Raw genomic sequence first — 18,737 nt, forward strand, 5'->3', positions numbered from 1 at the left:
TGCTTGGCATGCGCTGCGGCTCCGACAACCATCACCGAGACAACCGCATGTCCACCAACGCCGAACAGAAGGCCGCCGAACTCCGCCGCGACGCGCTCGACTATCACCAGTTCCCGACGCCCGGCAAGGTGGCCATCCATGCGACCAAGCAGATGGTGAACCAGCGTGATCTGGCCCTGGCGTATTCGCCCGGCGTGGCGTTCGCGTGCGAGGAGATCGTGGCCGACCCGGCCGCGGCGTTCAAATACACCTCGCGCGGCAACCTGGTCGCGGTGATCACCAACGGCACCGCGGTGCTCGGCCTGGGCAACATCGGCCCGCTCGCGAGCAAGCCGGTGATGGAAGGCAAGGGCGTGCTGTTCAAGAAGTTCGCCGGCATCGACGTGTTCGACATCGAGATCGCCGAGAACGACCTCGACAAGCTGGTCGACCACATCGCCGCGCTGGAGCCGACCTTCGGCGGCATCAACCTCGAGGACATCAAGGCGCCCGATTGCTTCTATGTCGAGCGCCAGCTGCGTGCGCGCATGAAGATTCCGGTCTTCCACGACGACCAGCACGGCACCGCGATCGTCGTCGGCGCCGGGCTGTTGAACGCGCTGAAGGTCGCCGGAAAGCGCATCGACCAGGTCAAGCTCGTGACCTCGGGCGCCGGCGCCGCGGCGCTGGCCTGCCTGGGCCTGCTGATGAAGCTCGGCCTGCCGCGCGAGAACATCTGGGTCACCGACCTGGCCGGCGTGGTCTACGAGGGCCGCACCGAACTGATGGACGAGGACAAGGTCCAGTTCGCGCAGAAGACCGATGCGCGCTCGCTGGCCGACGTGATCAAGGGCGCGGACATCTTCCTCGGCCTGTCCGCCGGCGGCGTGCTGAAGAAGCAGATGGTCGCGACGATGGCGCCGAACCCGATGATCTTCGCGCTCGCGAACCCGACGCCCGAGATCCTCCCCGAGGAGGTCCTGGAGGTGCGCAGCGACGCGCTGATCGCCACCGGCCGCAGCGACTACCCGAACCAGGTCAACAACGTCCTGTGCTTCCCGTACATCTTCCGCGGCGCGCTCGATTGCGGCGCGACCACGATCACGATCGAGATGGAGATCGCGGCGGTCCACGCGATCGCCGAGCTCGCGCAGGCCGAGCAGAACGAGGTGGTCGCGGCGGCCTATGCAGGCGCGTCGCTGAGCTTCGGGCCCGAGAACCTGATTCCGAAGCCGTTCGACCCGCGCCTGATGATGAAGATCGCGCCGGCCGTCGCCAAGGCCGCGGCCGACTCGGGCGTGGCCGCGCGCCCGATCGAGGACATGGACGCCTACCGCGAAAAGCTGCAGACCTTCGTCTACGCCTCCGGCACGACGATGAAGCCGATCTTCACGATGGCCAAGCGCGCGGCGCACAAGCGCGTGGCCTATGCCGAGGGCGAAGAGGAACGCGTGCTGCGCGCGGTGCAGGTCGTCGTCGACGAGAACCTGGCGCGGCCCACGCTGATCGGTCGCCCCGAGGTGATCGCGCAGCGCATCGAGAAGTTCGGCCTGCGACTGACAGCCGGCACCGACTACGACCTGGTCAACACCGAGAACGACCACCGCTTCCGCGACTACTGGCAGACGTATCACCGCATGACCGAGCGCAAGGGCGTGACCGCGCAGCTCGCCAAGATCGAGATGCGCCGGCGCCTGACGCTGATCGGCGCGATGCTGCTCAAGACCGGCGAGGTCGACGGCATGCTCTGCGGCACCTGGGGCACGACCGCGCTGCACCTGCACTACATCGACCAGGTGATCGGCAAGCGCGAGGGCTCCAAGACCTACGCCTGCATGAACGGCCTGGTGCTGCCGGGCCGGCAGGTGATGCTGGTCGACACCCACGTCAACTACGACCCGACCGCCGAGCAGCTGGCCGAGATCACCGTGATGGCAGCCGAGGAAATGATGCGCTTCGGCCTGCAGCCGAAGGCGGCCCTGCTCTCGCACAGCAACTACGGCTCGAGCAACCAGCCGTCGGCCGTGAAGATGCGCGAGACGCTCGCGTTGCTGCAGCAGCAGGCGCCCTGGCTGGAGGTCGACGGCGAGATGCACGGCGACACCGCGCTGGACGGCGCCTACCGCAAGACCATCATGCCGAACAGCGGGCTGACCGGCGAAGCCAACCTGCTGGTGCTGCCGAACATCGACGCCGCCAACATCAGCTACAACCTGCTGAAGACCGCCGCCGGCGGCGGCATCGCGATCGGTCCGGTGCTGCTGGGCGCGGCCCAGCCGGTGCACATCCTGACGCCGTCGGCCACGGTGCGCCGGATCATCAACATGACCGCGCTGACCGTCGCGGACGCGAACGCCGCGCGCTGAGCCGAAAAACACCCTTCAGCCAATGACCGGGAAAACCCGAAGGCTTTGTCAGCACGCCTTTTCAGGGCGAACGTCCAGTTGACGGTGGACGAATTTCGCCCACCATAACGGCTGGAAATAGCCGAAAAGCAGAGTGAGCGCCCACAAAGCCGGGGCCGCGATTGCCCCATTTTGAGGCAGGCGCTTGAGGTTTCCGGCCCGATTCGGTAACATCGCGGCTTCTGAATTCAGGGATTTCCCGTGTTTCTCTCCGGTCGGCCACCGTGGTGGCAAGCCCTGCACAAGACGGGGCTGTTGGTCACATTGGCAGGCGCGGTCCTGATGGCCGGTTCGGTTCAGGCCAGGGGCTCACGGCCGGAGACGGTGTCTGCGGTGGCGTTGGCAAGGTTGCCGGCCGAGGCGCAGGCGACCCACCGGTTGATCCACGCTGGGGGGCCCTTTCCGCATCGCAAGGACGGCGCAGTGTTCGCTAACCGTGAGCGGGCGCTGCCGGGCAAGCCACGCGGCTACTACCACGAGTACACGGTCGAGACCCCGGGGGCGCGGGACCGAGGCGCGCGGCGCATCGTCTGCGGCGGCGTGCCGGCGACGCGCCCCGACGTCTGTTTCTATACCGCCGACCACTACACGTCGTTCCGACGCATCGTGCAGTGACCGGCCGCAACGTTTTTGTTTTTTGACACGAGGAGGAACGTGACCATGCTGTTGCAGACAGTCCGTCCGAACATTGTTCAATCGATCCGCGCGTTTCGCGTCGAAGATCTGATGCAGGCGGCGCAAGGCGCCGAGCAGCATTTCCTCTATGCGAACCTGACCGCGGCCCAGTCCAAGCAGGACGTCCTCGAAGGCATCGCCCAGGCCTTCATGTTTCCGGCGCACTTCGGCAAGAACCTGGACGCGCTCTACGACTGCATGACCGACCTGGTTCACAAGTCCGGCGCGCAGCCTGGCTTCGTGGTGGTGCTGGAGCAGTTGCCGGACAACCCGCGCTTCGACCGCGAGGCGCGCGAGCAACTGCTCGACGTGTTCCGCGACGCGGCGGACTTCTGGGCGGAGCGAAAAATACCGTTCAGGTGCTTCTATTCTTTTCAGTAGCCCGCTCACAAGACCTCGCGTCTTGGGAGCGGGCTACCGAAGTGACCCCCGCCGTGGCAGACAAGCCCGCCAAGCCGGCCGCCAAGAGCGCCGCCAACAGCACCTTCGGCATGAACATGCCGATGATGAGCAGCGCGTTCGATACCGCGATGTGGCTGAACGCGGCGTGAGCCGCGTCGCCGGACAGGCGGCACAGGCCGCATCCGGCGTCTGAAATCGCTGCCCCGCCCGGCTCGCGCCGCGCGGGGCTTTGCTATTGCGCCGCCAGCGCGGCCGCGAGCGCGAGGTATTCCGCCACCGGCACCTCCTCGGCCCGCCGCTGCAGGGCGAAGTCGCCGGCATACCCACGCTCGTCGAGCCAGCGGCCGAGCGTGTTGCGCAACACCTTGCGACGCTGCGAGAACGCGACCCGCACCAGTTCCTCGAGCAGCGCCGCGTCGACCGGCGCGGCGGGCCGCAGCGGGCGCATCCGCACGATCGCCGAATCGACCCGCGGCGGCGGGTCGAACGACTCGGGCGGCACGTCCAGCACCGATTCGATCGCGTAGCGCCACTGCAGCATCACGCTCAGGCGCCCGTAGTCCTTGCCGCCCGGCTCGGCGGCCATCCGGTCCACGACTTCCTTCTGCAGCATGAAGTGCTGATCGACCACGCGGTCGGTCACGCCGAGCAGGTGGAACAGGATCGGCGTCGAGATGTTGTACGGCAGGTTGCCGACCACGCGCAGCGCCTGGCCGTGCTGCTCGGCCAGCGCGGCGAAGTCGACCTGCAACACGTCGGACTCGATCACCGTGAGCTCGGGGCGGCGGCGCAGGCGCGCGGCCAGGTCGCGGTCCAGTTCGATGACGGTCAGCGCTTTGCAGCGCGCGACCAGCGGATCGGTCATCGCGCCCAGGCCTGGCCCGATCTCGACCAGGACCTCGCCGGGCTGCGGATCGATCACATCGACGATCGCGTCGATGATCGCGCCATCGGTCAGAAAATGCTGCCCGAAGCGCTTCCGCGCGATGTGTTTCAAGTGCTCACTGCGGCGCTTCGCGCATCTCGATGTAGGCGCGGCCGCGCAGGTCGCGCACCCAGTCGAGGTAGGCGGCTTCGAACTTCTGCTCGCGCAGCACGTTGCGCGCCTGCTCGCGCTGCTGCTTCGCATCGAGCAGCACTTCGCGCCGCTCCAGCACCTGGATCAGGTGCACGCCGAAGCGCGAGAGCACCGGCTCGGAAATGCCGTTGATCGGGAGGGCGTTCATCGTCTCCTCGAACTCGGGCACGAAGGTGCCGGGCGAAGTCCAACCCAGGTCGCCGCCGATCTGCGCCGAGCCGTCCTCGGAGTTCTCGCGTGCCAGCTGCTCGAATGACTTGGTGCCCGCGACGATCTGGCGCTTGAACTCGGCCAGGCGCCGGCCCGCGGCCTCGGCCGACAACTGCGGCGAGACGCGCAGCAGGATGTGGCGCGCATGCGTCTGCTGCACCGAGAACGCCGCGCCTTCCTGGCGCGTGATCACCTTCAGCACGTGGAAGCCGGCGCCGCTCTTCAGCAACGTCGGCGCGATCTCGCCCGACTTCAGCCCGCGCACCGCCTCGACGAACACGTCCGGCAGGCGATCGGCCTGGCGCAGGCCGATCACGCCGCCCTGTGCCTTGTTGCCGTCCTCGGAGATTTCGCGCGCGACCGCGATGAAATCCTCCCCGCCGCGCACCCGCGCGAGCGCCGCCTCGGCACGCGCGCGGCGCTGCGCGACCACCTCCGCGCTCGCGTTCTCCGGCACCGTGACCAGGATCTGCGCCAGGTTCAACTGGACGCCGTTGCCGCTGGCGGCGCGGCGCTGCTCGATCAGCGCGTCGACATCGCTGTCGGTGATCCGGATGCGCTGGTTGACCTCCCGCTCGCGCACGCGCTCGACCGCCAGCTGGTCGCGCACGTTGTTGCGGAATGTGCTGTACGCCATCCCCTGCTGCTGCAACCGCGCGCGCAATTGCGGCATCGTCATCTGGTTCTGCACCGCGACGTTGGCGACCGCGCGGTCGACCTCGGCCTCGTCGATCTTCGGACCGGTCTCGCGGGCGTTGGTGACCTGCACGCGTTCGTCGATCAGCGCATCGAGCACCTGCTTGCGCAGCTCGGCCGGCGGCGGCAGGGTCTGGTTGGCGCGCGCCGCCTCTTCGCGGATCCGCGCCAGCCGGGCTTGCAGCTCGCCGTTGGTGACCAGCTCCTGGTTGACGACGGCGACGATGTAGTCGGCCATGCTCGGCGCAGACGACGATCGGGTCTGCGCGGGCGCGAGCGGCACGGCCAAGCACAGCGCGAGCACGCTCGCGGTGCGCAGGGCAGCGCGGCGGAAGAACGGGAATTCAGTCATAGGCACTCGACGCTGGCGCCACCGCACGGCCTTCGCGCAGCAGCTTGTAACCGGGGATATTGTCCTTCAAGACCTGGAGCGGGTTGCTTCCGAGTCGGGACAGGCCGACGAGTTCCAGCTGGAACAGCAATCGGGTCGTGGCTTCGGACAGGCCAGTGGACTGGCGCGTCGCGACGACGCGGCCGATCCAGCAGCCCGCGTCGTACTCGACGCCGACCACCGCATCGACCAGCCGGCGCTCCAGCGTGCTGTAGTTGACGCGCCCGACACCATACCAGCTGCCCTGGCAGCCGCTGCCGTCGGTCGAGCGCGGCCGCGAGGCATCCGGCGTCGGGCCATAGAGCGGCCACTGCCAGCCGAGCTCGACCTGCTCGCTGAGGCCGCGGGTCAGCCGGTAGGTCGCGCTGATCGTGCGGTAGGGCCCCGGCGAGTAGCGGGCGCCGACCACCGAGCGCGAGACGCGGTTGCTGTCGGGGCTGTACTGCACCGAGGCGTCGAGCGACCACGACGGGATCACCGTCGTCGAGCCCAGCAGCAGCAGGTCGGAGAAGCGCTGGGTCAGCGGCTTGCCGTCGGGCGTGACGAACTGGTCGCGCAGCAGGTAGCGCTGCGCCAGGCCCAGGCGCAGGCGCTCGGCGCCGGTGTCCGGGTCGATGAAGCGGGTCGTCACGCCGGCGGTGACCTGGTGCGCGTCCGAGACGCGATCGACGCCCGAGAACGCACTCTCGGTGAAGATCGAATCGAAGTTGAAATCCTTCGCGTAGGCGTCGAAGTTCGGCAGCCCGCTCTGGTCCCGGTACGGCGTGTTGACGTACAGCAGGCGCGGCTCCAGCGTCTGGCGCATCGCCTTGCCGAAGAAGCGGGTGTCGCGCTCGAACACCCAGGCGCTGTCCAGGCTCACGGTCGGGATGACGCGCGAGCCGTTCGCCGCGCCGGTCGAGGCGCCGGGCGGCTGGTCGACGGCGTACGACGCGGCGTTGAACGCGATCTTCGGCGTCAGCGTCCAGCCCGGCGTGACGTACGGCCACGCGACGCTGCCCAGTGCATGCACGCGGTTGCCGGTGGGGCGCGGCACGAGCGACGCGTTGGTGGGGTCGGTGAAGCGGTTGAACTCGGTCTCGAAGCCGACTTGGAATCCCGGCCCGAAGCGCCCGCCGTAGCGCGCGCCGAGCTGCGGAGCCCGCTCGTACGGCGCCTCGATGCGCGTGGTCGGGTCGACCGTCTGCAGCACCTGCCACTTCTGCACCCGGGCGTAGGTGGTCCAGTCGCCGAACGGGCGGCTGACCTGGAAATCGGACGGCAGCAGGCGCGGCGTCAGGCTCGAGGAGACGTCGCGTGGGAAGTCCTTCCAGTAGTCGTCGTCCGAGACGCGCAGCGCGCGCATCTGCAGGCGCAGGCCGTTGCCGAAGTCGCTGTCGTGTGCGGCCGCCAGCGCATAACGCTCCTTGCCGTTGACGCGGTCGTTCGGCATCAGGTTGAGCTTGACCTCGCCGGCGTAGTTCGGCTCGAGGTAGCGGAACTCGGTTTCCACCGACGGCCCGCGCCGCGTGCTGATTGCCGGCGTGATCGTCGCATCGCGGTTCGGCGCGATGTTCCAGTAGTACGGCATCGAGAACTGGAAACCGCTCTTCGAATCCAGCCCCATGCTCGGCGGCAGCCAACCCGACTTGCGGTCGTCGGTGAGCGGAAAGCTCAGGCGCGGCGCCGCCAGGATCGGCACGCCATAGAAGCGCAGCACGCCGCCCTCGGCGATGCCCTCGTTGGTGGCGAAATCGAGGTGCACCTTGTCGGTGGTCAGCAGCCACGCCGGGCCGTTGCCGCTGCCGGTGTCATCGGCGGGACAACTCGTGTAGGTCGCGGCGGTCGCGGTCGCGCGCTGCTCGTCGAGGAAGTCGATGCGCTGCGCCGTGCCGCCCGCGCCGGTGCGCGCGAAGTAGTAGGTCGGGTTGCGGAAGAAGCCCTCGAAGCGCTGCACCTTCAGCTGCAGCTCGGGGCCGCTGTAGACATTGCCGTCGCGGCTGATGCGCACGTGGCCGAGCGCGGTCGCGAGGTCGTCGACCTGCTCGTAGCGCAGCTTGTCGGCGCGGATCACCGTGCCACTGCGGCGGAACTCGACGTTCCCCTCGGCGACCGCGTCGAGATCGGGGCTGCCGCTCACCGACTGCGCGTTCAGGATGATCGGCAGCCGGTTGGCGGCTTCGCCGCGTACCGGCGGCTGCAGCGCGGGCGAGGCGCGCAGCTCGATCGGCTCGTCCGGACCCCGGTCCTGCGCGCACACCGGCGCCGCGAGCGCCGCAGCCAGCGCGGCCGCGAGTGGCGTCAGGAGCGGGCGCGCGAGGCAGGGTCGGGAGTGCAGCACCAAGGAGTGACGATCGAGAGCGTTGGGGAGTCGCCGGCCGTGGCGCGCCGCAGTGATGGCGGGGTGCCGTCACCCAGGCTGCCCGGGGCAGTGTGGTTTGTAGAATCGATTATCCACGAGCCCTCCAGCGACACCACCGATTGAGCACCCCGACTTCCCCCGCGTCCGCCACCGCCGTTGCGTGGCCCGATGCTGCCCGCCACTCGGCCTTCGACGCCTGGCTGGCGCGCATCGCGCCAGCGCACGGCCTCGATACGGGGACGCTGCGCGCCGCCTCGAGCGACGCCAGCTTCCGGCGCTACCTCCGGATCGACGGTCGTGGCGCGAGCTTCATCGTCATGGACGCCCCGCCGCCGCAGGAGGACGTGCGGCCGTTCGTCGCGATCGCCGCACTGCTCGAGCGTGCCGGGCTTCATGCACCGAGCGTCCTCGAACAGGATGCCGACCACGGCTTCCTGCTGCTCACCGACCTCGGCAGCACGCTTTACCTGAACGCGCTCAACGAGGCGGTCGCGCGCGACGACGCCGCGCGGCGCGAGAGCCTGATGCGCGACGCGATCCGCGCGCTCGTCCAGTGGCAGACCCGCGCCGACGCGAGCGCGCTGCCGCCGTACGACGACGCGCTGCTGCGCCGCGAGCTGCAGCTGTTCCCCGACTGGTGCGTGACCCGCGAGTGCGGCGTCACCTGGACCGCCGACGAGCAGCGGACCTGGGCCGCCGCCTGCGACGCGCTGGTCGCCAGCGCACTCGCGCAACCCACCGTCGCGGTGCACCGCGACTTCATGCCGCGCAACCTGATGGTCACGGCCGAGAACAATCCCGGGATCCTCGACTTCCAGGACGCGGTGCGCGGCCCGATCAGCTACGACCTCGCGAGCCTGCTGCGCGACGCGTTCATTTCGTGGGACGAGGAACTCGAGATCGACTGGGCGGTGCGCTACTGGCAGGCAGCGCGCAAGGCCGGCCTCGAACTGCCCGACGACTTCGGCGAGTTCTGGCGTCAGGTCGAGTGGATGGGCTTGCAGCGCCATCTCAAGGTGCTCGGCATCTTCTGCCGCCTGAAGCACCGCGACGCCAAGCCGAACTACAGCACCGACCTGCCGCGCTTCTTCAACTACGCGCACAAGGTCGCGTCGCGCTACAACGCGTTGCGGCCGCTGTCGCGCCTGCTGGAACCGCTGATGGGGGCAGAGCGGGTCGAAGGGTTCTACTAGCCGGCGCGGGTCAACGTGCGCACCACTGCTTCTCGCACGGGACGCCGTTGTGGTCGCCGTCCATCTTCACGCCCGAGCAGCTGAGCAGGAAGTACTTCGCCTCGGCGCACGACTTCATCTGCGAGCAGTACTGCCGGCCGTCGCAGCGGAAGTCGCCGGCCCTGACCGCGACCGCCGGCGCCGGTGATGGGACCGGCGGTGCCTGCTCGATCTTCGTCGCCACGGCCGCGGCACGCCGCTGTTTCTCCGCGGCGTTGAGTTCTTCGAGCGTCGGCTGCTTGCGAATCTGGCCCGAGGCACAAGGCCCCTGCTGATAGGTGACCGTCCCGTTCACCACGCACTTGTTCGGCGGCGCGGCTTCGACACGCGCCATCGCGCAGCCGAGCGCGGCCGCCAGGGCCAGGGTCAGAAACCGAGAGCTGCTCATGCGGTCAACTCCAGCGACGCCTGCACCGGCGCGCCCTTCTTCGGCCGCGACTGGGTCTCGCAGCCGGCGGCGATCAGCCACGGGTCGCGCTCCTCGCCCCCGAAGGTCTTGACCAGGAAGTCGACGAACACGCGGGTGCGCGCCGGCACGTGCTTGCGGGTCGGCATGCCGGCGTAGAGCGTGGTCGTGAACAGGTGCCATTGCGGCAGCACGCGCTCCAGCGCGTTCTCGAGCAGCGCATCCTCGGCGACGAACGACGGCAGCCCGGTGATGCCCAGGCCGGCCAGCGCCGCTGCGTACATGGTGTCGGTGTGGATGGTGCTGAGCCCGGAACGCTTGGGCACCAGCGTGTAGGACTCGCCGGGCGGCTCGTCGTCGCCGCCGGCGCCGGTTTCCAGTACCAGTTCGCGCAGGAACGGCGGCACCATCGATTCGTGGCTCTCCAGGTCCTTGGGGTGCTGCGGCCGGCCGCGCTTGTCCAGGTATTCGGGGGACGCGCAGAGCACGACTTCCGAACGCGCCAGCCGCCGCGCGATGAAGTTGCCATCCAGCGGGCGCCGGCCTTCGGTGAGGATGCTGACGTCGAAGTTCTCGTCGACCGTCTCGACCGGCCCCGGCACCGACAGCTCGATCGAGACGCGCGGGTAGAGCGCGCGGAACTTCGGCAGGTGCTTGGCGATCTGGTGCACCGCGAAGGCCGGCGGGCACAGCACGCGCAGGTGGCCGCGCGGCTCGGCGGTGGCGGCCGTCGCCAGCGCCTCGGCCTCTTCCACTTCCGTCAGGATGTGGCGGACGCGTTCGAGGTAGAGCTCGCCGGTGTCCGTGAGCGACAGGCGGCGCGTCGTGCGGTTGATCAGCCGCGAGCCCAGGTGCTCCTCGAGGTCGGCGACAAGCCGCGTCACGACCGCGGGCGACAGGTTCAGCTCACGGGCGGCCCGGGCGAAGCTGCCTTCGTCGACGACCCGCGAGAACACCCGCATGGAATGCAGTCGGTCCATGTGCAACTCCCGGCTTTGTTTCTATTTCAGCAATGCGCAATTGAACCATACGCTGTTTATTGATGCTTCGGCAATGCCTACAGTTCATCCCATCGATGAGGAAGACCTCACCGAGGTTGGACAAGACGGCACCGAACAACAACCGCCGCCCTGCCCGGAACGTCAATCACATTGGATCGAAAGTCATCACCATGAACAGCAAGTTCCTCTATGCCGCCACCGTCGCCGTCTCGTTGATCAGCTCGCTGGCGTTTGCCGGCGAAGCGCCGATCACCCGCGCGCAGGTCAACGCCGAGACCCAGCAAGCCATCGCCAACGGCACGCTGCGCCGCACCGACTACGACGTCGGTTCGTACCGCCCGCAAGCCGTCGCGTCGACCGTGACGCGCCAGCAAGTCGCCGTCGAGCTGGCGCAGGCCAAGCAGGCCCGCAAGGCGCTGGTCGGCCCCGACGCGAACCGCACCTACAACCCGTTCGGCACGCAGGTCCTGGAGACCTCGACGCTGGCCCGCAGCGAGGTGAAGGACGAGGTGCTGCAAGCCGCCCGCGCCGGCACGCTGCAACGCACCGACTACGACGACGTGGCCTCGTTGACCCGCCAAGCCAACCAGCACGCCGCCTCGGCGACGTTCGCGCAGCGCGTCAAGGCGAAGTTCGCCCGCGACGCGAGCTGATCGCCGCCGCGCGCACCACGCGACACAGGCCGCCTGCGGGCGGCCTTTTTCATGGCACGGCGACAATAGCGGGCTCATGCTGACGACCCTCGCCCCCTGACGTGCTGCGCATCACCGAACTGCGCCTGCCGCTCGGCCACGCCGACGACGCCCTGCGTCCGGCGATCGTCGCGCGGCTCGGCATCGCCGACGACGCGCTGACCGCGTTCACCGTCTTCAAGCGCAGCTACGACGCGCGCAAGAAGGCCGCGATCGTGCTGATCTACACCGTCGATTGCGAGGTGCGCGACGAGGCCGTCGTGCTCGCCAGGCTGGCCGGCCAGCCGCACATCCGGCCGACGCCGGACACGGCCTACCACTTCGTCGGCCACGCGCCGCTCGACTGGCCGCGCGAGCCGCGCCCGGTCGTGATCGGCTTCGGCCCCTGCGGCATCTTCGCGGCACTGATCCTGGCGCAGATGGGCCTGCGGCCGATCGTCCTCGAACGCGGCAAGGCCGTGCGCGAGCGCACCCAGGACACCTGGGGCCTGTGGCGCAGGAACGTGCTGAATCCGGAGTCGAACGTGCAGTTCGGCGAGGGTGGCGCGGGCACCTTCTCCGACGGCAAGCTGTGGAGCCAGATCAGCGACCCGCGCCACCTGACGCGCAAGGTGCTGGCCGAGTTCGTCAAGGCGGGCGCGCCGGAGGAGATCCTGTTCGTCGCGAAGCCGCACATCGGCACGTTCCGGCTGGTCGGCATGGTCGAGAAGATGCGCGCGGAGATCGAGGCGCTGGGCGGCGAGATCCGCTTCGGGCAGCGCGTGACCGATGTGCTGATCGAGGGCGGCGCGGTGCGTGGCGTCACGCTGAACGACGGCGAGCAGATCGCCGCCGAGCACGTCGTGCTCGCGCTCGGGCACAGCGCCCGCGACACCTTCGAGATGCTGCACGCGCGCGGCGTGTTCATGGAACCGAAGCCGTTCTCGATCGGCTTTCGCATTGAGCACCCGCAGTCGATCATCGACCGTGCGCGCTTCGGGCCGAACGCCGGCCACCCGATCCTCGGCGCGGCCGACTACAAACTGGTCCACCACGCGCAGAATGGCCGCTCGGTCTACAGCTTCTGCATGTGCCCCGGCGGCACGGTGGTGGCGGCCACGTCCGAGCCGGGCCGCGTCGTCACGAACGGCATGAGCCAGTATTCGCGCAACGAGCGCAACGCGAACGCCGGCATCGTCGTCGGCATCGCGCCGCAGGACTACCGGCAGGACGGGCACGCCGACGGCCCGGTGAATCCGCTCGACGGCATCGCGTTCCAGCGCTTCTGGGAATCGCGCGCGTTCGAGCTCGGCGGCGGCAACTACGAGGCGCCCGGCCAACTCGTCGGCGATTTCCTCCAGGGCACGCGATCGACGGCGTTCGGCAGCGTGCTGCCGTCGTACAAGCCCGGCGTGAAGCCGACCGACCTCGGCGCGCCCGGGCACGCCGCGCTGCCCGGCTACGCGATCGACGCGATCCGCGAGGCGCTCCCGGCGTTCGAGCGCCAGATCCGCGGCTTCTCGATGCCCGACGCGATGCTCACCGGCGTCGAGACCCGCACCTCGTCGCCGCTGCGGATCACGCGCGGGCGCGATTTCCAGAGCCTGAACGTACAGGGCCTGTACCCGGCCGGTGAGGGCGCAGGCTACGCCGGCGGGATCATGTCGGCCGGGGTCGACGGGATCGAGGTCGCCGAGGCGCTGGCGCGCAGGCTGCTGAAGTTGCCCGCCTGAACGGCGCCGCCATTGCGGTTCGTCGGCCGCTGCTGCAGCCTGTCGCAAAGCACGGGCGCGGGGCTCGGGCCGCCGCTACAGTGTCCTACATCAGTAACACACTGAACGGACGACATGCACACCTGGAACGAGACCGCGCCGATCTACCGGCAGCTGGCGGACCGCCTGACCGGCCAGCTGCTGGCCGGCGACCCGCCCGAGGGCGAAGCGATGCCCTCGGTGCGCGCGCTGGCGAGCCGCTACCTGATCAACCCGCTGACGGTCGGCCGCGCGCTGCAGATGCTGGTCGACGACGGCCTGGTCGAAAGCCGGCGCGGCGTCGGCATGTACGTGCAGACCGGCGCGCGCTCGCGGCTGCGCAGCGCCGAGCGCGAACGCTTTCTGAACGAAGAATGGCCGCTGCTGCGGGCGCGCTTGCGCCAGCTCGGCATCGGCCCCGACGAACTGAACTGGACACCCTGATGACCACGCCCCTGATCGAAGCCCGCGGCCTGACGGTGAAATACGGCAGCAAGACCGCCGTGGACCACATCGACTTCGCCATCCCGCCCGGCCGCGTCGTCGGCCTGCTCGGCCACAACGGCGCCGGCAAGACCTCGCTGATGAAGGCGCTGGTCGGCCTGGTGCCGTGCAGCGGCGAGCTGCGCGTGCTCGGCCTGGCGCCGCAGCGCGAGCGCGTCGCGATGCTGGAGTCGCTGTGCTACATCCCGGACGTCGCGGTGCTGCCGCGCTGGGCCCGCGTCGACCAGCTGATCACGCTGATGAGCGGGCTGCACCCGCGCTTCTCGGCCGAGCGCGCGCGGGCGCTGCTCAAGCGCACCAGCATCGGCCCGCGCGACAAGGTCAAGACGCTGTCGAAGGGCATGGTGGTGCAGGTGCATCTGGCGCTCATCGCCGCGGTCGACGCGCGCGTGATGGTGCTGGACGAGCCGACGCTCGGCCTGGACATCCTGTCGCGCAAGTCGTTCTACGAGATGCTGGTCGACGAGTGGTGCGACGGCGAGCGCAGCGTGCTGATCTCCACGCACCAGGTCGAGGAAATCCAGCCGCTGCTCAGCGACGTGATCATGCTCAACGAAGGCCGCGTCGTGCTCGCGACCAGCCTGGTCGACATGGACCAGCGCTTCGTCGGCCTGAGCCACGACGCCGCCGCGGCCGACCGCGTGGCCGCGGCGCACCCGCTGCTGCGCTACCGCCAGCAGGGCCAGGCCGCGGCGCTGTTCGACGGGCCGCCGCCGGCCGACGTGGCGGCGCTGGGCCAGCGCTTCCAGCCCAGCCTGGTCGACCTGTTCGTCGCCCTCACCCGCGCTCCCGAAATGAACCGGACGGTGGGCTGAATGGCCGCCGCTCAAACCATGACCACCACCTCCCGCTTCAACACCCTGCTGCTGCGCGAATGGATGCAGCACCACCGCGGCTGGCTCGCGCTGATGCTCGCGCCGCCGCTGATCCTGCTGCTCGTCGTGCCGTTCGGCACAGTCGAGTTCGGCCCCGGCGAGCTCGGCCCGCTGCCGGCGGTCGGCATGATGCTCGCGGCGATGTTCGGCGTGCCGGCGCTGGTGCTCGGCATCACCGCGATCGCGCTGCTCTTCCAGACGCCGGGGCTGGCGCGGCGCGACCGCCAGGACCGCTCGATCGAGTTCTGGCTGTCCCTGCCGACGAGTCACAGCGCCAGCGTCGCGGCGCCGCTGCTGATGCACCTGGTCGTGGTGCCGCTGCTGGCGCTCGCGATCGGGGCCGCGTTCAGCTACGCGATCGGCTTCGCGCTGCTCTGGAAGGTGTTCGGCAGCGCGCAGGCGCTGGCGCTGCCGTGGGGGACGCTGCTCGCCGTCGGCCTCACCGGCCTGCTGCGCGGCCTGCTCGGCGTGCTGCTGGCGCTGTTCTGGCTGATGCCGCTGCTGCTCGCGACGATGGCCGCCTCGGCCTGGCTCAAGCGCTGGGGCATGCCGGTGCTGGCGCTGGTGCTGGCGCTCGGTCACAAGCTGCTGGCGACGCTGTACGGCATCACGATCGTCGGCGACACGCTCAGCGCGCTCGGCCGTCAGGCCGGCCTAGCGATGCTGCACGGCAAGCCGCCGACGCCCCGCGGCAGCGCCGAGGCGGCGATCGCCTGGATGGCCGAGGCGCCGCGGTGGTTCGCCGCCGACGCGCTCGACGCGCTGCATGAACTGGCCCAGCCGCTGGCGTTGTTCGCGCTCGCCGCCAGTGCCGCGTGCTTCGCGCTGCTGGTGCTGCGGCGCAGCCGCAGCGGCTGAGCCCGGGCGACGCGGCCGGGCCGTCGCTCAGGGGCAGGCGGCCATCACCTGCGCAACGGCCGCGGTGAGCTTCTTGCCGTAGGGCACGTGCAGGAACTCGTTCGGGCCGTGCGCGTTGCTCTTCGGGCCGAGCACCCCGCAGACCATCATCTGGGCGGCCGGGAAGCTCTTCTGCAGCATGCTCATCAACGGGATCGTGCCGCCCTGCCCGATGTAGCCGCACGGCGCGCCGTAGTGCGCCTGCGAGGCCGTGTTCAGCGCGCTCTCGAGCCACGGCGCGAGGCTGGGGGCGTTCCAGCCGGTCGCGCCGAACGCGCCGGCGCGGCCATCGGGCGAGAACGTGACCTTGGCGTTGTACGGCGCGTTGTCCTCGAGCAGCGCCTTCAGCTTCAGCGCGGCCTCGTTGCCGTCGATCAGCGGCGGCAGGCGCAGGCTGAGCTTGAAAGCGGTGTAGGGGCGCAGCACGTTGCCGGCATTCTTCAGTTCCGGGAAGCCGTCGGCGCCGGTCACGCTCAGCGTCGGCTTCCAGGTGCGGTTCAGCAGCGCCTGGGTCGGGTCGGTCGTGGTCGGCAGCGCGACCGTGCCGTCGGCGCCGCAGGCCCACGGGAAGCGCTTCCAGACCCCGTCGCCGAGGATCGCCGCGGTCGTGCGGGTCTGTTCGATGCGGTCGGCCGGGATCTCGCAGTGGAAGCTTTGCGGCAGCAGGTCGCCCGTCTTGCTGTCTTCGAGCCGGTCGAGCACCTGGCGCAGGATGCGGAAGCTCGACGGCACCAGCCCGCTGGAATCGCCCGAGTGCACCCCTTCGGTCAGGATCTCGACCTTCAGCACGCCGCTGACCATGCCGCGCAGGTTGGTGGTGAGCCAGAGCTGGTCGTAGTTGCCGGCGCCGCTGTCGAGGCAGACGACCAGGCTGACGTTGCCGAGGCGCGGCTTGAGCGCGTCGATGTAGGCCGGCAGGTCGAACGAGCCGCTTTCCTCGCAGCTCTCGATGATGCCGACGCAGCGCGGCCGCGGGATGCCCTGCTTGTCGAGCGCCATGATCGCGGTGAGCGAGGCATAGACCGCGTAGCCGTCGTCGGCGCCACCGCGGCCATAGAGCAGGCCGTTCTCGTATTTGGGCGTCCACGGACCCAGGTCGTTGCGCCAGCCGTTGAACTCGGGTTGCTTGTCGAGGTGGCCGTACAGGCAGATCGTGTCGGTGCTGCCGGCCTTGGTGGCCGGCACCTCGAAGAAGATCACCGGCGTGCGGCCTTCGATGCGCACCACCTCGAGCTTCAGCCCCGCCACGTTCTTGCTCTCGACCCAGGCCGCGGCGTCGCGTATCACCTTCTCGATGTGGCCGTTCGCGGCCCAGTCGGCATCGAACATCGGGCTCTTGGCCGGGATCGCGATGTAGTCGGTGATCTTCGGGACGATCTCCTCGTCCCACATCCGGCTCGCGTACTGGGCGATGGCGTCGGCTTCGTCGGGCTGCACGGGCAGCAGGGGGTCGCGTGCGTTCATGGCGTCGTTCTCCTCAACGGTCAGTGGCCAGTGTAGGGCGCCGTGCCCAGCCACGCCGTCAGCGCGGCCAACACCTCGGCCTGCTCGGGCTCGTTGAACAGTTCGTGGTACAGCGCGGGGAAAGCCCGCACCGTGACGACCGATGCGGGCGCCGCCGCCGCGAACGCGGCACTGCCGGCGGGCACGACGCAGCGGTCGGCGCCGGCGTAAAGCAGCAGGGTCGGCAGGCGCCACTGCGCCGCATGCGCGCGCACGAACGCGCCGGCGTCGGCCATGAAGCTCACCAGCTTCGCCGATACACGGTCATGCACCAGCGGGTCGTCGATGTAGGCCGCCACCACGGCCGGGTCGCGCGAGACCCAGTCCGGCTCCAGACCGTTGCCGATCGCGAAGTTCGGCGCCAGGCGGCGGAGCACGGCCAGCAGCGCCTGCTGCGCGCCGCCGAGGCCGATGTCCAGCGCCGGCGACGACAGCACCAGCGCATCGACCGCACGGTGCCACCGCGGCGGCTTCGGTTCGAGCCCGGCCGCGACCATGCGCGCCGCGATTGCGCCGCCCATGCTGTGCCCGAGCAGCACCAGCGGGCCCGGGCGCGCCGCGCGCACCGCGTCGATCACGCGCGCCAGATCGCGCAGCAGGTCGTCGGGGTGGTGCAGCCGGCCGCGCGGGCCGTCGCTGTCGCCGTGCCCGCGGTGGTCGTAGGCGACGACATGATGGCCGTGATTCACCAGCTGCGCCGCGACGTGCGCATAGCGGCCGGCGTGCTCGCCGAGGCCGTGCACGATCAGCACCGTGCTGCGCGCGTCGGTGGCCGGCCACTCGCAGGTGCGAAGGGTCAGGCCATCGGCCGTGGTCAGGGTCGTCGGCATCGGCATGGGCGGCAGTGTAGGCTGCCGGTTTCGCGCGCCGCATCCACAGGAACACCATGAGCAACGACTTCTTTTCGCTGGCCGTCGACAACGGCATCGCCCACCTGCAATTGAACCGCCCGGAACGCCTGAACACGATGGCGCCGCCGTTCTTCCCGCTGCTGCGCGACGCGGTGCGCGGGCTGCAGACCACCGGCGACACGCGCGTGCTGGTGATCTCGTCGACCGGCAAGCACTTCTGCGCCGGCATGGCGCTGGACGTGTTCGGCGCCGACGACGCGATGTTCGTCACCGCCACCGCGCGGGCGCGGCTGGCGTTCCAGGAGACGCTGCGCGAACTGATCGACTGCTTCAGCGCGATCGACGAGGCACGCTTCCCGGTCGTCTGCGCGGTCCAGGGCGGCTGCGTCGGCGGCGCGCTCGACCTAGCGACCGCCTGCGACATCCGCGTCTGCAGCGCCGACGCGTTCTTCACGGTGCAGGAGATCCACATCGGCATGATGGCCGACCTGGGCGTGCTGCAGCGCCTGGCCAAGATCGTGCCGCCCGGCATGGCGCGCGAGATGGCCTACACCGGCGACCGGGTCGGCGCCGAGCGCGCGCTCGCGGTCGGCCTGGTCAACGCGGTGCTGCCGGATGCCGACGCAGCGCTCGCCCACGCGATGACGCTCGCACGCGCCATCGCCGCCAAGTCACCCCTGGCGATCACCGGCAGCAAGCTGGCGCTGAACCACGCCCGCGATCACGGCACAGCCGCGAGCCTGGCGCAGATGACGCTGCTGCAGAGCGCGATCTTCGACACCGACGAGATGGCGGTCGCGATCGCGGCCTGGAAGACCAAGGCCACGCCGGAGTTCGCGGCGCTTTCATCGACGCGCTGAGCCGCGTCA

General features: G+C 69.7%; 17 protein-coding genes. 10 read left to right on the top strand and 7 right to left on the bottom strand.

Annotation, left to right across the window (positions count from 1 at the left end; all coding sequences use genetic code 11):
- Window positions 1-47: 47 nt before the first annotated feature.
- The 3 genes from ASC76_RS13320 (at window position 48) to ASC76_RS13330 (ending at window position 3,440) form a co-directional block, all read left to right on the top strand.
- The gene (locus tag ASC76_RS13320; RefSeq protein ID WP_056467418.1) at window positions 48-2,345 is read left to right on the top strand and encodes an NADP-dependent malic enzyme; all 2,298 of its coding nucleotides are present in this window, start codon (window positions 48-50) and stop codon (window positions 2,343-2,345) included.
- Between the two features lie 321 nt (window positions 2,346-2,666).
- Window positions 2,667-2,999: a ribonuclease domain-containing protein gene (locus tag ASC76_RS13325; protein ID WP_082549187.1), complete on the top strand. Its 333-nt coding sequence runs from the start codon at window positions 2,667-2,669 to the stop codon at window positions 2,997-2,999.
- A gap of 45 nt (window positions 3,000-3,044) precedes the next feature.
- Window positions 3,045-3,440, top strand: a complete 396-nt coding sequence (locus ASC76_RS13330) for a barstar family protein (protein WP_082549086.1) — start codon at window positions 3,045-3,047, stop codon at window positions 3,438-3,440.
- Window positions 3,441-3,693: 253 nt separating this feature from the next.
- Here the strand turns inward: ASC76_RS13330 and rsmA are convergent, their stop codons facing one another.
- Genes rsmA through ASC76_RS13345 form a run of 3 tightly spaced genes read right to left on the bottom strand, consistent with a single transcriptional unit; the run spans window position 3,694 to window position 8,156 of the window.
- Window positions 3,694-4,458, bottom strand: coding sequence for a 16S rRNA (adenine(1518)-N(6)/adenine(1519)-N(6))-dimethyltransferase RsmA (rsmA, locus tag ASC76_RS13335; protein WP_056466451.1), 765 nt, complete (start codon window positions 4,456-4,458; stop codon window positions 3,694-3,696).
- Window positions 4,459-4,462: 4 nt separating this feature from the next.
- A complete protein-coding gene (locus ASC76_RS13340; RefSeq protein ID WP_056466455.1) occupies window positions 4,463-5,797 on the bottom strand; it encodes a peptidylprolyl isomerase in 1,335 nt (444 codons plus the stop codon).
- Entirely contained in the window at window positions 5,790-8,156 is a 2,367-nt protein-coding gene (locus ASC76_RS13345) for an LPS-assembly protein LptD (RefSeq protein ID WP_235580427.1), read from the bottom strand. Before ASC76_RS13345 ends, ASC76_RS13340 begins: the two co-directional genes overlap by 8 nt.
- A gap of 140 nt (window positions 8,157-8,296) precedes the next feature.
- Between ASC76_RS13345 and ASC76_RS13350 the strand changes: the two genes are divergently transcribed.
- Entirely contained in the window at window positions 8,297-9,370 is a 1,074-nt protein-coding gene (locus ASC76_RS13350; protein WP_157615608.1) for an aminoglycoside phosphotransferase family protein, read from the top strand.
- A 10-nt stretch (window positions 9,371-9,380) separates the two neighbouring features.
- On the opposite strand, the gene ASC76_RS13355 is transcribed toward ASC76_RS13350, so the two are convergent.
- Both ASC76_RS13355 and ASC76_RS13360 read right to left on the bottom strand, forming a co-directional pair.
- Entirely contained in the window at window positions 9,381-9,797 is a 417-nt protein-coding gene (locus ASC76_RS13355) for an excalibur calcium-binding domain-containing protein (protein ID WP_056466457.1), read from the bottom strand.
- Window positions 9,794-10,795, bottom strand: a complete 1,002-nt coding sequence (locus tag ASC76_RS13360; RefSeq protein ID WP_056466460.1) for a LysR family transcriptional regulator — start codon at window positions 10,793-10,795, stop codon at window positions 9,794-9,796. The genes ASC76_RS13355 and ASC76_RS13360 overlap by 4 nt, the downstream gene beginning before the upstream one ends.
- 191 nt (window positions 10,796-10,986) lie before the next feature.
- On the opposite strand from ASC76_RS13360, the gene ASC76_RS13365 reads away from it, so the two are divergent.
- The 5 genes from ASC76_RS13365 to ASC76_RS13385 all read left to right on the top strand — a co-directional run bounded on the left by ASC76_RS13365 (window position 10,987) and on the right by ASC76_RS13385 (window position 15,475).
- Window positions 10,987-11,469 carry a DUF4148 domain-containing protein gene (locus ASC76_RS13365; RefSeq protein WP_056466463.1) on the top strand — a complete coding sequence of 161 codons (483 nt, stop codon included), beginning with the start codon at window positions 10,987-10,989 and terminating at the stop codon, window positions 11,467-11,469.
- A gap of 101 nt (window positions 11,470-11,570) precedes the next feature.
- A complete protein-coding gene (locus ASC76_RS13370; protein WP_056466466.1) occupies window positions 11,571-13,220 on the top strand; it encodes an NAD(P)/FAD-dependent oxidoreductase in 1,650 nt (549 codons plus the stop codon).
- Between the two features lie 114 nt (window positions 13,221-13,334).
- The gene (locus tag ASC76_RS13375) at window positions 13,335-13,682 is read left to right on the top strand and encodes a GntR family transcriptional regulator (protein WP_056466469.1); all 348 of its coding nucleotides are present in this window, start codon (window positions 13,335-13,337) and stop codon (window positions 13,680-13,682) included.
- On the top strand, window positions 13,682-14,557 hold the full coding sequence (locus tag ASC76_RS13380) for an ABC transporter ATP-binding protein (RefSeq protein ID WP_056466472.1): 876 nt from the start codon (window positions 13,682-13,684) through the stop codon (window positions 14,555-14,557). The genes ASC76_RS13375 and ASC76_RS13380 overlap by 1 nt, the downstream gene beginning before the upstream one ends.
- A gap of 18 nt (window positions 14,558-14,575) precedes the next feature.
- Window positions 14,576-15,475: a hypothetical protein gene (locus ASC76_RS13385; protein WP_157615610.1), complete on the top strand. Its 900-nt coding sequence runs from the start codon at window positions 14,576-14,578 to the stop codon at window positions 15,473-15,475.
- Window positions 15,476-15,502: 27 nt separating this feature from the next.
- On the opposite strand, the gene ASC76_RS13390 is transcribed toward ASC76_RS13385, so the two are convergent.
- Both ASC76_RS13390 and ASC76_RS13395 read right to left on the bottom strand, forming a co-directional pair.
- A complete protein-coding gene (locus ASC76_RS13390) occupies window positions 15,503-16,978 on the bottom strand; it encodes a M20 family metallopeptidase (protein ID WP_056466478.1) in 1,476 nt (491 codons plus the stop codon).
- 20 nt (window positions 16,979-16,998) lie between these two features.
- A complete protein-coding gene (locus ASC76_RS13395) occupies window positions 16,999-17,853 on the bottom strand; it encodes an alpha/beta hydrolase (RefSeq protein WP_056466481.1) in 855 nt (284 codons plus the stop codon).
- A 50-nt stretch (window positions 17,854-17,903) separates the two neighbouring features.
- On the opposite strand from ASC76_RS13395, the gene ASC76_RS13400 reads away from it, so the two are divergent.
- Window positions 17,904-18,728: an enoyl-CoA hydratase-related protein gene (locus ASC76_RS13400; protein ID WP_056466484.1), complete on the top strand. Its 825-nt coding sequence runs from the start codon at window positions 17,904-17,906 to the stop codon at window positions 18,726-18,728.
- The last annotated feature ends 9 nt before the right edge of the window (window positions 18,729-18,737 follow it).

The organism is Rhizobacter sp. Root404 (assembly GCF_001425865.1).
In the GTDB taxonomy this organism is placed as follows: domain Bacteria; phylum Pseudomonadota; class Gammaproteobacteria; order Burkholderiales; family Burkholderiaceae_C; genus LMDS01.

Coding starts and splice junctions, on each gene's coding strand:
- ASC76_RS13380 (WP_056466472.1), top strand. CDS start 13,682: ATGACCACGCCCCTGATCGAAGCCCGCGGCCTGACGGTGAAATACGGC.
- ASC76_RS13340 (WP_056466455.1), bottom strand. CDS start 5,797: ATGACTGAATTCCCGTTCTTCCGCCGCGCTGCCCTGCGCACCGCGAGC.
- ASC76_RS13325 (WP_082549187.1), top strand. CDS start 2,667: ATGGCCGGTTCGGTTCAGGCCAGGGGCTCACGGCCGGAGACGGTGTCT.
- ASC76_RS13400 (WP_056466484.1), top strand. CDS start 17,904: ATGAGCAACGACTTCTTTTCGCTGGCCGTCGACAACGGCATCGCCCAC.
- ASC76_RS13330 (WP_082549086.1), top strand. CDS start 3,045: ATGCTGTTGCAGACAGTCCGTCCGAACATTGTTCAATCGATCCGCGCG.
- ASC76_RS13385 (WP_157615610.1), top strand. CDS start 14,576: ATGACCACCACCTCCCGCTTCAACACCCTGCTGCTGCGCGAATGGATG.
- ASC76_RS13375 (WP_056466469.1), top strand. CDS start 13,335: ATGCACACCTGGAACGAGACCGCGCCGATCTACCGGCAGCTGGCGGAC.
- ASC76_RS13365 (WP_056466463.1), top strand. CDS start 10,987: ATGAACAGCAAGTTCCTCTATGCCGCCACCGTCGCCGTCTCGTTGATC.
- ASC76_RS13395 (WP_056466481.1), bottom strand. CDS start 17,853: ATGCCGATGCCGACGACCCTGACCACGGCCGATGGCCTGACCCTTCGC.
- ASC76_RS13390 (WP_056466478.1), bottom strand. CDS start 16,978: ATGAACGCACGCGACCCCCTGCTGCCCGTGCAGCCCGACGAAGCCGAC.
- ASC76_RS13360 (WP_056466460.1), bottom strand. CDS start 10,795: ATGGACCGACTGCATTCCATGCGGGTGTTCTCGCGGGTCGTCGACGAA.
- ASC76_RS13355 (WP_056466457.1), bottom strand. CDS start 9,797: ATGAGCAGCTCTCGGTTTCTGACCCTGGCCCTGGCGGCCGCGCTCGGC.
- ASC76_RS13320 (WP_056467418.1), top strand. CDS start 48: ATGTCCACCAACGCCGAACAGAAGGCCGCCGAACTCCGCCGCGACGCG.